Origin of the sequence: Mycobacterium sp., from assembly GCF_035633495.1 — a bacterium.
Taxonomy (GTDB): domain Bacteria; phylum Actinomycetota; class Actinomycetes; order Mycobacteriales; family Mycobacteriaceae; genus Mycobacterium.
Genome location: NZ_DASQEU010000159.1, coordinates 14,622 through 28,561, shown reverse-complemented (window position 1 = coordinate 28,561; position 13,940 = coordinate 14,622). Strand labels below are relative to the sequence as shown.

11 protein-coding genes are annotated in these 13,940 nt (G+C 69.6%); all 11 read left to right on the top strand.

Features of this window, described 5'->3' with window-relative positions; all coding sequences use genetic code 11:
- The first annotated feature begins 164 nt into the window (after positions 1-164).
- The 11 genes from mraZ (at position 165) to VET27_RS23650 (ending at position 13,914) form a co-directional block, all read left to right on the top strand.
- Entirely contained in the window at positions 165-596 is a 432-nt protein-coding gene (gene mraZ, locus VET27_RS23700) for a division/cell wall cluster transcriptional repressor MraZ (RefSeq protein ID WP_526522135.1), read from the top strand.
- The gene (gene rsmH / locus VET27_RS23695; RefSeq protein ID WP_526522084.1) at positions 571-1,707 is read left to right on the top strand and encodes a 16S rRNA (cytosine(1402)-N(4))-methyltransferase RsmH; all 1,137 of its coding nucleotides are present in this window, start codon (positions 571-573) and stop codon (positions 1,705-1,707) included. Before mraZ ends, rsmH begins: the two co-directional genes overlap by 26 nt.
- On the top strand, positions 1,707-2,702 hold the full coding sequence (gene ftsL / locus VET27_RS23690) for a cell division protein FtsL (RefSeq protein ID WP_526522082.1): 996 nt from the start codon (positions 1,707-1,709) through the stop codon (positions 2,700-2,702). The genes rsmH and ftsL overlap by 1 nt, the downstream gene beginning before the upstream one ends.
- Positions 2,699-4,570, top strand: a complete 1,872-nt coding sequence (locus VET27_RS23685; RefSeq protein WP_526522080.1) for a peptidoglycan D,D-transpeptidase FtsI family protein — start codon at positions 2,699-2,701, stop codon at positions 4,568-4,570. Before ftsL ends, VET27_RS23685 begins: the two co-directional genes overlap by 4 nt.
- A 42-nt stretch (positions 4,571-4,612) precedes the next feature.
- The gene (locus tag VET27_RS23680) at positions 4,613-6,136 is read left to right on the top strand and encodes a UDP-N-acetylmuramoyl-L-alanyl-D-glutamate--2,6-diaminopimelate ligase (RefSeq protein ID WP_526522078.1); all 1,524 of its coding nucleotides are present in this window, start codon (positions 4,613-4,615) and stop codon (positions 6,134-6,136) included.
- Positions 6,133-7,641, top strand: coding sequence for a UDP-N-acetylmuramoyl-tripeptide--D-alanyl-D-alanine ligase (locus tag VET27_RS23675; protein WP_526522076.1), 1,509 nt, complete (start codon positions 6,133-6,135; stop codon positions 7,639-7,641). Before VET27_RS23680 ends, VET27_RS23675 begins: the two co-directional genes overlap by 4 nt.
- Complete coding sequence (gene mraY / locus VET27_RS23670; protein WP_526522074.1) at positions 7,638-8,717, top strand: phospho-N-acetylmuramoyl-pentapeptide-transferase; 1,080 nt, start codon at positions 7,638-7,640, stop codon at positions 8,715-8,717. Before VET27_RS23675 ends, mraY begins: the two co-directional genes overlap by 4 nt.
- 160 nt (positions 8,718-8,877) lie before the next feature.
- The gene (gene ftsW / locus VET27_RS23665) at positions 8,878-10,398 is read left to right on the top strand and encodes a putative lipid II flippase FtsW (protein WP_526522133.1); all 1,521 of its coding nucleotides are present in this window, start codon (positions 8,878-8,880) and stop codon (positions 10,396-10,398) included.
- Complete coding sequence (murG, locus tag VET27_RS23660; RefSeq protein WP_526522072.1) at positions 10,395-11,531, top strand: undecaprenyldiphospho-muramoylpentapeptide beta-N-acetylglucosaminyltransferase; 1,137 nt, start codon at positions 10,395-10,397, stop codon at positions 11,529-11,531. Before ftsW ends, murG begins: the two co-directional genes overlap by 4 nt.
- Positions 11,528-12,979 carry a UDP-N-acetylmuramate--L-alanine ligase gene (gene murC / locus VET27_RS23655; protein WP_526522070.1) on the top strand — a complete coding sequence of 484 codons (1,452 nt, stop codon included), beginning with the start codon at positions 11,528-11,530 and terminating at the stop codon, positions 12,977-12,979. The genes murG and murC overlap by 4 nt, the downstream gene beginning before the upstream one ends.
- Positions 12,976-13,914, top strand: a complete 939-nt coding sequence (locus VET27_RS23650; RefSeq protein ID WP_526522068.1) for a cell division protein FtsQ/DivIB — start codon at positions 12,976-12,978, stop codon at positions 13,912-13,914. The genes murC and VET27_RS23650 overlap by 4 nt, the downstream gene beginning before the upstream one ends.
- The last annotated feature ends 26 nt before the right edge of the window (positions 13,915-13,940 follow it).

The window sequence follows — 13,940 nt, the reverse complement described above, 5'->3', positions numbered from 1 at the left end:
TCCGGGACCGGCCGAGGCCACGGCGAAGACCTGCTATGTGGTGGGCGGTGGGGCTTGACCCCGAACTTTTGCCAGTGAATGGAGCAAAGTGGGGGATCGTGGGGTAATGTGGCGGACAACGGAGCAGCCGGAGCTTCGTGAGCAGGGCAGCTGGAGGTGGCGGGATGTTTCTCGGCACCTACACGCCCAAGCTCGACGACAAGGGGCGGCTCACGCTGCCCGCCAAATTCCGCGAAGCACTGGCAGGAGGGTTGATGGTCACCAAGAGTCAAGATCACAGCCTGGCTGTCTACCCGCGAGCGGAATTCGAGAAGCTCGCAGAGCGGGCGTCGCAGGCATCGCGGAGCAACCCGGACGCTCGCGCCTACCTGCGCTACCTGGCTGCGGCAACCGACGAACAACACCCCGACGCGCAAGGCCGGATCACCTTGTCGGCCGACCATCGCCAGTACGCAGACCTCTCCAAGGACTGCGTGGTGATCGGCTCGATCGAGTTCCTGGAGATCTGGGACGCAAGAGCCTGGCAGGCCTATCAGCAGACCCACGAAGAGAACTTCTCCGCGGCCAGCGATGACACCCTGCGCGACATCATCTAGTTCAGCTGCCCGTGCATGGTGGCCTCTGCCCGAACCGGCCCTGGCGTACTTCCCCAACGCCAGGTCCGCGACCTCGGACAGGGACCTCGATGCAAGGGCGGGCACACGTCCCGAGGGTGCTGCGATGCCTGACGATCACCCGCACGACCCGGTCCTTCTCGACCGCTGCGTCGAACTGCTGAAGCCAGCCCTGACCCGCCGCGACGCCGAAGGTGCCGGAGCCGTCCTCGTCGACGCGACGCTCGGTGCGGGTGGCCACGCGGAACGCTTCCTCACCGAGTTGCCCGGCCTGCACCTGATCGGTCTCGACCGTGACCGCACCGCGCTGTCGATCGCAGGCGAACGACTGGCACCGTTCGGCGACCGGGTCACCTTCGTGCAGACCCGCTACGACGGCTTCTGGGCAGACCGCGCCGGCCAGAACGGCACTGGCGCCGGTGACGTCGACGGTGTCCTGTTCGACCTCGGCGTTTCGTCGATGCAACTCGACCGTGCCGATCGCGGCTTCTCCTACTCTCACGACGCGCCGCTGGACATGCGGATGGATCAGGACGCGCCCCTGACGGCGGCCGAGATCCTGAACACCTACGACAAGAGAGCCCTGACGAGGGTGTTGCAGGAGTTCGGCGAGGAGCGCTTCGCCAGCCGCATCGCCGGTGCGATCGTTCGACGGCGCGACCGCAAGCCATTCGAGACGACCGCCGAGCTGGTCGAATTGCTCTACGACGTCATCCCGGCACCCGCCCGCCGCACCGGTGGGCACCCCGCCAAGCGCACGTTCCAGGCGTTGCGTACCGCGGTCAACGGCGAGTTGGACTCCCTTCGCTCAGCCGTGCCCGCCGCGCTCGCCGCGCTGCGCGAGGGCGGACGCATCGTGGTCATGGCCTACCAGTCGCTGGAGGACAAGATCGTCAAGGGCGAGTTCGCCTCCGCGACGGCGTCGCGAACCCCGGCGGGCCTGCCCATCGAGCTCCCAGGCCACGAGCCCTACTTCGTCTCGTTGACGCGTGGGGCAGAGAAGGCGGGGGCAGACGAGATCGACCTCAACCCGCGAAGCGCATCGGTACGGTTGCGAGCTCTGGAAAAGGTTGTCGGAAGGGAAGTTTCGTGATGGCCAAGCGACCAGACCCGGCACGTACCAGCAACGAACGCCGGCGCAAGCCACGCAAGCCACGCGAAGCCGCCGCTCAGCGGCGTTCGGCCGAGGCGCCACCGCGCGGTCGCCGGTCGACCCGCGAGCAGCGCCCACAGCGCCCCGAACACTCCCGGCCGCACAACAGTCCGACGCCCCGTCCCATCGAGGGCCCGATCAGACCGAAGAACGCCGCCCAGGCCAAGGCACGGGCCAAGGCGCGTAAGGCCAAGGCTCCCAAAGTCATTCGCCCGCCCCTGTGGGAGCGGCTACTCGTCAAGCTGGCGGCCATCGACCTCGACCCACGCCGGTTCGTCACCAGGGTGCCGTTCGTGGTGCTGGTGATCGGAGCGCTCGGCGTCGGTCTCGGCGTCACACTCTGGTTATCGACCGACGCCGCCGAGCGGTCCTACGAACTGGGCCGAGCGCGCCAGGTCAATCAGGCACTGCTGCAGCAGAAGGAAGGCCTCGAGCGCGACGTGCTCGAAGCCCAGGCCGCGCCCGCCCTCGCCGAGGCGGCCCGAAATCTCGGGATGATTCCCTCCAGGGACACCGCGCACCTGGTGCAGGATCCCTCTGGCAACTGGATGGTCGTCGGCACGCCGAAGCCCGCCCAGGGCGTTCAACCACCGCCGCTCAACAGCCCTCTGCCCGAACCCGGGCCCCCGGCGCCTCCGCCTCCGCCCGCACCCCGCGTCGTCGAACCGCGCGAGGTGGCGGTGCACCTGCCGCCGAGGCCCGCGGCGCTGCCCAACCCGGAGATCGCCGTACCCCCGACCGCCGTGCTGGCAGCACCGCCCGCGCCCGCGCCCGCTCCGGCGGAGGTACCGGTACCGGCGCAGGCAGCACCGCTGGACGCCTCGGCCCCGCACCTCGAGTCGCCACAGGCACCCGCACTGCCCGGCCCGCCGCCTGGCGCTGAACCCGTCCCCGAGCCGGTCGTCCCGCTCCCCGTGCCAGGCGCCCCGGCATGAGTCGCTCCGGGACTCCCCATTCCGCGAACGAGCGCCGCACGCGCAAACCCGTCGCCGACGACGGGCTCCGGAGTGCCTCCTTCGCGTTCCGTCACCGGGTGGGCAATGTCGTAATCGTGCTCGTCCTGGTCATCGCGGCGGGCCAGCTCTTCATGCTCCAGGTGCCGCGCGCCCAGGGGCTTCGCGCCGAGGCCGCCAGTCAGCTGAAGGTCACCGACGTGGAGGAGGCCGTACGCGGAAGCATCGTCGACCGCAACGACGACAAACTGGCCTTCACGACCGAGGCGCGCGCGTTGACGTTTCAGCCCGTCAAGGTCCAGAAGGAGCTCGTCGAGGCCCAAGCCAAGGCGCCGGATGCGCCCGAACCCATCAAGCGTCTTCGCGAGATCGCCAAGGGTGTGGCGGGCCTGCTGAACAACAAGCCCGACGCCAACACCCTCTACAAGAAGCTCTCCGGCAAGGACTCCTTCGTCTACCTCGCCCGCGCGGTCGACCCGGCCATCTCCGACGCGATCACCACGAAGTACCCGGAAGTGGGTGCGGAGCGCCAGGACATCCGCCAGTACCCCGGCGGCTCCCTGGCGGCGAACATCGTCGGCGGCATCGACTGGGACGGCCACGGACTCCTCGGCCTGGAGGATTCGCTCGACGCCAAGCTGGCGGGCACCGACGGGTCGGTCACCTACGACCGAGGTTCCGACGGCGTCGTGATTCCCGGCAGCTACCGCAACCGGCACGACGCGGTCAACGGCTCGACGATCCAGCTCACCATCGACGATGACATCCAGTTCTACATTCAGCAGCAGGTGCAGCAGGCCAAGAACCTGTCCGGAGCCAAGAATGTCTCGGCCGTCGTCCTCGACGCGAAGACCGGTGAGGTCCTTGCGATGTCGAACAACGACACCTTCGATCCCAGCCAGGACATCGGTAGGCAGGACGACCGGCAACTGGGCAACCTCTCGGTCTCCTCGCCGTTCGAACCCGGTTCGGTCAACAAGATCATCACGGCGTCGACGGCGATCGAGAACGGTCTGACCAATCCCGACGAGGTGTTGTCGGTGCCGGGCTCGATCGACATGGGCGGCGTCACGGTGAAGGACGCTTGGAATCACGGCGTGATGCCGTACACCACCACCGGCATCTTCGGTAAGTCCTCGAACGTGGGAACCCTGATGCTGGCCCAGCGCATCGGTCCGGAGCGCTACGCCCAGATGCTCGACAAGTTCGGCCTCGGACAGCGCACCGGCGTCGGACTGCCCGGCGAGAGCGCCGGCCTGGTTCCGCCGATCGACCAGTGGTCGGGCAGCTCCTTCGCCAACCTGCCCATCGGACAGGGTCTTTCGATGACCTTGCTGCAGATGACGGGCATGTATCAGACCGTCGCGAACGACGGCGTCCGCATTCCACCGCGGATCATCAAGTCCATCATCGCCTCGGATGGCTCGCGCACCGACGAGCCGCGACCCGAAGGTGTGCGCGTGGTCTCACCCCAAACGGCACAGACCGTGCGGAACATGTTGCGCGCCACCATCCAGAAGGACCCGGCCGGTGTGCAGCAGGGCACCGGGTCCGGCGCCGCGGTGGACGGCTACCAGATCGCGGGCAAGACCGGCACCGCACAGCAGATCAATCCGGGCTGCGGCTGCTACTACGACGACGTCTACTGGATCACCTTCGCCGCGATGGTGCCCGCGAACGATCCGCGCTACGTCGTCGGAGTGATGATGGACAACCCGCATCGCACCGCCGACGGTTCACCAGGCACGACCGCTGCGCCGCTGATCCACAACCTCTCGGCGTGGCTGCTGCAGCGCGAGAACGTGCCTCTGTCGCCCGATCCCGGTCCGCCGCTCGTCCTGCAGGGTTGAGCGGCCGGAGGCCCGAGCCTCGGCCGGTAGGGTGTCATGGCCATGAACTTGCGTCCCTCGCGTCCTGCCGGTGAAGGCCTCGTCGCGTTGGCCGAGCGCGTCCGGGCGCTCCCACTGGCGGGGGCCGACTCGACACGCGTGCGGGTCACCGGCGTGACACTGCGTAGCCAGGACGCCCGCCCCGGCGACTTGTTCGCCGCACTTCCCGGTGCGTCGTCGCATGGCGCCCGGTACGCCGCGGACGCCGTGCGGCAAGGAGCCGTCGCAGTGCTCACCGACGAGGCGGGGGTGAAGGTCATGGGCGGTGGCGTCGCAGCGCCCGTACTGGTCCACCCCGCGCCGAGGACCGTGCTCGGCGAGTTGGCGGCCGCGGTGTACGGCAGACCGTCGGAACACGTGCGCGTGATCGGCGTGACGGGTACCTCGGGCAAGACCACCACCACGTATCTGGTCGAGGCTGGGTTGCGCGCCGCGGGTCGGGTGGCCGGCCTCGTCGGCACCGTCGGCATCCGCATCGACGGTCGCGACGAGCCCAGTGCGCTGACCACGCCCGAAGCTCCCGACCTGCAGGCCCTACTCGCGGTGATGGTCGAACGCGGCGTCGACACCGTGGTGATGGAGGTGTCCAGCCACGCATTGACGTTGGGTCGGGTGGACGCCGTGCACTTCGCCGTGGGTGGTTTCACCAACCTATCGCGCGACCACCTGGACTTCCATCCGACGATGGAGGACTACCTCGACGCCAAGGCGCGGCTCTTCGACCCTCGGTCGTCAACGCACGCAGACGTTTCCGTGGTCTGCGTGGACGACGACGCCGGGCGCACCATCGCGGCTCGCGCTCGCCAACCCGTCACGGTGAGCGTTTCCGGCCACGACGCGGACTGGCGGGTCGAGGAGGTCGGCACCGTCGAAGGAGGCGGTCAGGAGTTCCTGGCGGTCGACCCGGCAGGTGTCCATCACGGCCTGCGCATCGGTCTGCCCGGGCGCTACAACGTCGCGAACTGTCTGCTGGCGACCGCGCTCCTCGATGCGGTCGGCGTGTCACCGGAGCAGGCGGCGCCAGGGTTGCGGACGGCGACGGTCCCCGGCCGGCTTGAGCCGATCGACTGCGGTCAGAGCTTTCTCGCCCTCGTCGACTACGCGCACAAGCCCGGCGCGCTGCGCGCGGTGCTGGAGACGTTGCGGGCCCAGGCTCGGGGCCGGCTGGCGGTGGTGTTCGGCGCTGGGGGCAACCGTGATCAGGGCAAGCGTGCGCCGATGGGTCAGACGGCCGCCGAGTTGGCCGACCTCGTCGTCGTCACCGACGACAACCCTCGGGACGAGGACCCGGCGGCCATCCGGGCGACGATCGTCGCGGGGGCGGCGGGCGGTGCCGCGGAGATCGCGGAGATCGGTGATCGCCGCGCCGCCATCGACTTCGCCGTCGGCTGGGCCAGAGAAGAAGACGTCGTGTTGGTCGCGGGCAAGGGCCACGAGGCGGGCCAGACGAGTCATGGCCGCACGCGGCCGTTCGACGACCGCGAGGAGTTGGCGCGCGCGCTCCAGGCCCTGCGGTCGCGGCCGTGATCGATCTGACGCTGGCCCAGATCGCCCGCATCGTCGGTGGTGAACTGACCGACGTCTCGGCCGAGGACGCCGAGACGACGCACGTCACCGGGACCGTCGAGTTCGACTCGCGCGCCGTCACCGCCGGTGGGCTGTTCCTGGCCCTGCCTGGTGCCCGGTCCGACGGGCACGACTTCGCGGCGGGCGCCGTGGCCGCCGGTGCGGTGGCGGTGCTGGCGGCCCGCCCGGTCGGAGTGCCCGCCATCGTCGTGCGACCGCATGCCGCGGCCGTCGACTCCGGTGCGAGCGTGCTCGAGTACGACTCCGACGGATCGGGGGCGGCGGTTCTCGAGGCGCTGGCCAAACTGGCCGCCGCCGTCGCCGCCGAACTGGTTGCCGGTGGACTAAGGATCGTCGGCGTCACCGGGTCGTCGGGCAAGACGTCGACCAAGGATCTGCTGGCCGCCGTGCTGGCACCCCTCGGCGAGGTCGTCGCGCCGCCAGGCTCGTTCAACAACGAGCTCGGGCACCCGTGGACCGTGTTGCGGGCCACGACCGACACCGACTACCTCATCCTGGAGATGTCGGCGCGCCATCCGGGCAATATCGCCGCGCTGGCGCGGATCGCCCCGCCGTCGATCGCCGTGGTGCTCAACGTCGGCACCGCCCACCTCGGTGAGTTCGGTTCGCGCGAGGCGATCGCCGCAACGAAGTCCGAACTGCCGCAGGCGGTTCCGGCGTCCGGAGTGGTCGTCCTCAATGCCGACGATCCGGTGGTGGCCGCGATGGCGGACAAGACCGCGGCGCGGGTGGTTCGCGTCGGGCGCTCTCCTGCCGCCGACATCTGGGCTGACGGAGTCGTCCTCGACGAACTCGCCAGAGCGCGCTTCACCCTGCACGCCGGCGGTGCGCAGACCGACGTGGCGCTCGCCGTGCACGGAGACCACCAGGTGTCCAATGCGCTCTGCGCGGCGGCCGTCGCGCTGGAGTGCGGCGCCGACCTCGAACAGGTGGTGGCCGCGCTGGCGGCGGCCGGACCGATGTCCCGGCACCGGATGCAGGTCGGCACGCGCGCGGACGGCGTGACCGTCATCAACGACGCGTACAACGCCAATCCCGACTCGACGCGCGCGGGCTTGAAGGCCCTGGCCTGGATGGCGCAGGGCGGCCGGGAGAAGGGGGCCGACCGGCGAAGGAGCTGGGCGGTTCTCGGTGAGATGGCGGAACTCGGTGACGACGCGATTGCCGAACATGACAGCATCGGTCGACTCGCCGTGCGCTTAGATGTGTCACGACTGGTCGTCGTCGGAACCGGGAGGTCAATGAGCGCCATGTATCACGGGGCGGTGATGGAGGGGTCGTGGGGTAGCGAAGCCACCATGGTCGCCGACGTGGACGCCGCGCTGGCACTCCTGAGGTCCGAACTACGCGGGGGAGACGTGGTCTTGGTGAAGGCCTCGAAATCGGCGGGTTTGGCCGACCTGGCGGAGTCGCTCGTCGCCGACCCGGGAAATGCCACCGGATGAGGCAGATACTCATCGCCGTCGGCATTGCGTTGGCGGTGTCGATCCTTCTGACTCCCGTGTTGATCCGGTTGTTCACGCGGCAGGGCTTCGGACACGAGATCCGCGAGGACGGTCCGCCCAGCCATCGCAAGAAGCGCGGCACCCCGTCGATGGGCGGCGTCGCCATCCTGGCGGGCATCTGGGCCGGTTACCTCGGCACGCACCTGGTGGGGCTCGCGCTCGACGGTGAGGGGCCGTCCGCCTCGGGCCTGCTGGTGCTCGGGCTCGCCACCTCGCTCGGTGGGGTCGGATTCGTCGATGACCTCATCAAGATCCGGCGCTCGCGCAACCTCGGCCTCAACAAGACGGCAAAGACCGTCGGTCAGCTCGTCGCAGCGGTGCTCTTCGGCGTGCTGGCCCTGCAGTTCCGCAACGACGACGGTTTGACTCCTGCGAGTGCGGAGTTGTCGTACGTCCGCGAGATCGCGACGGTGACGCTGGCGCCCGCGGTGTTCGTGTTGTTCTGCGTCGTCATCGTCAGTGCCTGGTCGAACGCGGTGAACTTCACCGACGGCCTGGACGGCCTCGCCGCCGGAGCGATGTCGATGGTGACGGCGGCCTACGTCCTGATCACGTTCTGGCAGTTCCGCAACGCGTGCGCGTTCAGCCCGGGCCTCGGTTGCTACAACGTCCGGGACCCGCTCGACCTGGCGCTGGTGGCGGCGGCCTCGGCAGGCGCCTGCATCGGCTTCCTGTGGTGGAACGCCGCTCCGGCGAAGATCTTCATGGGCGACACCGGTTCACTCGCCCTCGGTGGCATCATCGCCGGGCTGTCGGTCACCAGCCGCACCGAGATGCTCGCCGTGGTGCTCGGTGCGCTGTTCGTGGCCGAGGTCACCTCGGTGGTCGTGCAGATCCTGGCGTTCCGCACGACGGGCCGACGCGTGTTCCGCATGGCGCCGTTCCACCACCACTTCGAATTGGTGGGCTGGGCCGAGACTACGGTGATAATCCGGTTCTGGCTGCTCACCGCCATCGCCTGCGGGCTCGGCGTCGCGCTCTTCTACAGCGAATGGCTGGCCACCGTCGGAGCCTGACCGCCCGGCCCATTCCGCGACACGCGGCGGATGTCCGCCCACCGCGGCTTGTGACGGGGGAGGATTCTGGGGTGCAAGGGACAAATGAGCCTGCTGTTGCTTTTGTGACTCATGTGATCGACGCGGCCCGGTAGTCACGGTGAACCAGATCTTCGCCCGGTTGCGGCGCAGCAAACCCCCAGCAGATGGCGGCACCACCACCGTCACGGCTGATGCCGTCCCGCGGACGCGCTTCGGAGCGTGGCTCGGTCGTCCGATGACCTCGTTCCATCTGGTGATCGCCGTCGCCGCGCTTCTGATCACCCTCGGTCTGATCATGGTGCTGTCGGCCTCGGGTGTGCACTCGTACGACGAGGACGGCTCGCCGTGGGCGATCTTCGCCAAGCAGTTGCTGTGGACGGTCGTCGGACTCGTCGCCTTCTACGTGGCGTTGCGCACGCCCGTCAACTTCATGCGCAAGTTGGCGTTCCCCGGGTTCGCCCTCACGATCGTCATGCTGATTCTGGTGCTGATTCCGGGAATCGGCAAGGAGGCCAACGGTTCTCGCGGCTGGTTCGTGATCGCCGGCTTCTCGATGCAGCCGTCGGAACTGGCCAAGATCGCCTTCGCGATCTGGGGTGCCCACCTGCTCGCCGCCCGTCGCTTGGAGCGCGCATCGGTGCGCGAGATGCTCTTCCCGCTGGTGCCCGGCGCCGTGCTGGCGCTGCTCCTCATCGTGCTCCAGCCCGACCTCGGCCAGACCGTGTCGCTCGGCATCATCCTGCTGGGGCTGTTGTGGTACGCCGGACTTCCGCTGCGGGTGTTCCTGAGCTCGCTGTTCGCCGTGGTGGTGGCCGCGGGCATCCTCGCGATGTCGGAGGGCTACCGCTCCGATCGCGTGCAGTCGTGGCTGAACCCCGGCGACGACATGCAGGGCTCGGGCTATCAGGCTCGCCAGGCGCGCTACGCGCTGGCCAACGGCGGCATCTTCGGGGACGGTCTCGGGCAGGGCACCGCCAAGTGGAACTACCTGCCCAACGCGCACAACGACTTCATCTTCGCGATCATCGGGGAGGAACTGGGCTTCGTCGGCGCCGTCGGCCTGTTGTGCCTGTTCGGTCTGTTCGCCTACACCGGGATGCGGATCGCGCGCCGCTCGGCGGACCCGTTCCTGCGACTGCTGACCGCCACGACGACGCTGTGGGTGCTCGGCCAGGCGTTCATCAACGTCGGCTACGTCGTGGGCCTGCTGCCCGTCACGGGTCTGCAGCTGCCGCTGATCTCTGCCGGTGGAACATCAACGGCCACAACGCTATTCATGTTGGGAATCATCACCAATGCGGCGCGACACGAGCCAGAGGCGGTGGCCGCCCTGCGCGCGGGTCGGGAAGATCGGTTCAACCGCCTGCTGCGACTGCCGTTGCCCGAGTCCTATGTGCCGACTCGGTTGGAGGCGGCGCGCGACAGGCTGCGCACGCGCCACGACAAGCCCGCCCCCGCCAAGCCGAAGTCGAAGCCCAAGTCGAAGTCGAAGGCGGGCTCGAAGGCCAAGCCGAAGCCGGCGCGCAAACCTCCCGAGGATCGCAGGCGCACCACGGCGGATGCGGCCGACCGGACGGCGAGGGGCTCAGGGCATCATGGAGGCCGTCAGCGTCAACCGAGCCGACGGGCTCGCTCTCTGGAAGGTCAGCGTTACGGGTGAGCAAGCCCTCTACCGGGATCTCCGTGGTCCTCGCCGGTGGCGGCACCGCGGGGCACATCGAGCCCGCGATGGCCGTCGCCGATGCCCTCGTGTCGATCGACCCAGGGGTACGGATCACCGCCCTGGGCACCCATCGCGGGTTGGAGACCCGCCTGGTGCCCGAGCGCGGCTACCACTTGGAGCTGATCACGCCGGTCCCGTTCCCGCGCAAGCCGTCGGGCGATCTGGCCCGACTTCCGCTGCGGGTCCGCACGGCCGTGCGTGAGACGCGGGCCGTCCTCGACGGCGTGGCCGCCGACGTGGTGATCGGGTTCGGGGGCTACGTCGCGCTGCCCGCCTACCTGGCTGCGCGCGGCGGCGCCCTTCGTCGGCACCGCGTGCCCGTCGTCATCCACGAGGCCAACGCCAGCGCAGGCTGGGCCAACCGGGTCGGGGCCCGTACGGCGCGTCGTGTGCTGTCCGCGGTGCCCGACCCGGGTCTGCGAGACGTCGAGGTCGTCGGCGTGCCGGTTCGGGAGTCCATCACGTCGCTGGATCGGGCGGCCCTGCGGGCCGAGGCCCGCGCCCACTTCGGGTTCGCCGACGACGACAGGGTGTTGCTGGTCTTCGGTGGCTCGCAGGGCGCGCAGTCCCTCAATCGTGCCGTCGCCGCAGCGGCGGAAGACCTTGCCGCAGCAGGTATCTCGGTGCTGCACGCGTACGGCCCGAAGAACGTGCTCGACCTCCGCGAGCCCGCCGCCGGCGATCGGCCCTATGTGGCCGTGCCGTATCTCACCAGGATGGATCTCGCGTACTCCGCCGCCGATCTGGCGATCTGCCGTTCCGGTGCGATGACGGTCGCCGAGGTGACGGCGGTCGGCCTGCCCGCGGTGTACGTCCCGTTGCCGATCGGCAACGGCGAGCAGCGTCTCAATGCGTTGCCGGTGGTCGGCGCGGGTGGCGGGCTTCTGGTCGCGGACGCGGATCTGACACCCGACTTCGTCGCGGAGACGGTCCGCGTTCTGCTGGGGGACCCACGACGGCTGGCGGCGATGACCACGGCTGCCGCCCTCGCCGGGCACCGGGACGCCGCGCGCCGGGTGGCCGAGGTGGCGCTCGAAGTCGCCAGGGAAAACCGAGGGCGGACACGATGAACACGCGTGAACTGCCACCGGAATTGCAGCGAGTGCACATGGTGGGCATCGGGGGAGCCGGAATGTCCGGCATCGCGCGCATCCTGCTCGACCGCGGCGGTCTGGTGTCGGGGTCGGACGCCAAGGAGTCGCGCGGCGTGGCAGCGCTTCGCGCCCGCGGCGCCCAGGTCCGGATCGGACACGACGCGTCGTCGCTCGACATGCTGCCCGGTGGGCCGAGCGTCGTCGTAAGCACGCACGCCGCCATTCCGAAAGACAACCCGGAACTGGTCGAAGCCCGGCGCCGCGGCATTCCCGTCATCCTTCGGCCGGCGGTCCTCGCCAGGTTGATGGACGGCTACACCACGGTGATGGTGACCGGCACGCACGGGAAGACCACGACGACGTCGATGGTCATCGTGGCGCTGCAGCGCAGTGGATTCGACCCGTCGTTCGCGGTCGGCGGCGACCTCGGCGAAGCAGGAACCAATGCGCACCACGGCAGCGGCGAATGCTTCGTCGCCGAGGCCGACGAGAGCGACGGCTCGTTGCTCGAATACACGCCCGACGTCGCGGTGGTCACCAACATCGAGGCCGATCACCTCGACTTCTTCGGCAGCGCGGAGGCCTACGGCGCGGTGTTCGACGAGTTCGTCGCGCGGCTGCGCCCGGGCGGCGCCCTCGTCGTGTGCGCCGATGATCCTGGCGCCGAGGCGCTGGCGGAACGTGCGACGGCCGACGGGGTACGGGTGCTGCGCTACGGCAGCGGCGAAGGGGCCGGTGGCTCGGATCTTGCTGGCGCCCTGACGAATTGGGAACAGCAGGGGACCGGTAGCGTGTCGACGGTCCAGCTTTGGGGTGAATCCCAGCCCCGGGGGATGCGGTTGGCCGTGCCAGGCAGGCACATGGCGCTCAACGCGCTGGCCGCGCTGCTTGCGGCGGTCGAGGCGGGCGCGGACGCGGAGACGGTTCTCGACGGTCTCGCCGCGTTCGAGGGCGTCCGGCGCCGCTTCGAGTCGGTGGGAACCGCGGCAGGCGTGCGGGTGTTCGACGACTACGCGCACCATCCGACCGAGGTGCACGCGACCCTCGAGGCGCTGCGCGCCGTCGCCGGACTGGGCCGCTCCCTCGTAGTGTTCCAACCGCACCTGTACTCGCGGACCCAGACCTTCGCCCGCGAGTTCGGGCTGGCGCTGAGCCTCGCCGACGAGGTCTTCGTGCTCGACGTGTACGCCGCACGAGAACAGCCGATCGCGGGGGTCAGCGGGGCCAGCGTCGCCGAGCACGTCAGCGTCCCCACGCGGTACGTTCCCGACTTCTCCGCCGTCGCCGATCTGGTGGCGAACTCGGCGCGGCCCGGTGACGTCGTCGTGACGATGGGTGCGGGCGACGTGACGCTGCTCGGCAGGGAGATCCTGGCTGCGGTGCAGTCGCGGGCGGGGGACGCGCCGGGGGCGCGGTCGTCGTGACGGGACCGACCGACAGGCCGACCGACACCGCCGACGGGTCCGGCGATCCGGTGGACCAAGACGCCGTCGCCGACGATGCGATCGCCGACGACGTGGTCGCCGGGGACGAGGCATCGGACTTCGAGGGTCCGCGGCGACGGGCCAGGCGTGAGCGCGAGGAGCGGCGCGCGGCGCAGGACCGTGCGATGGCGATCGAGCACGCCCGGCGCGAGGCCAAGCGGCGGGTCACCGGTCGGCTGGCCGACGAGCCGAAACCCCCTGCGCGCGGGCTCATTCGGGGCCTCAAGGCGCTCATGTGGTCGGCGCTGGTCAGCGTGATCGCCGTCGGTGTCGGACTACTGCTGTACTTCACGCCCATCATGTCGGCGCGCGTCACCGCGATCACGGGCTTGAACACCGTCACGCAGGAAGAGGTCGAGCAGGCCGCCGCGGTCCCGCCGGACACGCCGCTGCTGCAGATCGACACCGACGCCGTCGCCGAGCGCGTCGCGACCATTCGGAGGGTGGCGAGCGCCAGGGTGCAGCGCGAATACCCGTCGACGTTGAAGATCACGATCGTCGAGCGGGTTCCGGTGGTGGTCAAGGACTATCCCGACGGCCCGCACCTCTTCGACCGCGATGGCGTCGACTTCGCCACGGCGCCTCCGCCTCCCGGCCTGCCGTACCTGGACGCCGATACGCCGGGGCCCAGCGACCTGCCCACCCTGGCGGCGCTCGAGGTGCTCACCGCACTGCGGCCGGAAGTGGCGGGCCAGGTGAGCCGCATCGCGGCGCCGTCGGTCGCCGCCATCACCCTGACCCTGTTCGACGGTCGGCAGGTGATCTGGGGAACCACGGACCGCACCGACGAGAAGGCGCTGAAGTTGGGGGCGCTCCTGACTCAGCCGGGTACCACCTACGACGTCTCCAGTCCGGATTTGCCGACCGTCAAGTAGGGCTCTGCGCGTCGGCCGCCGGAAAA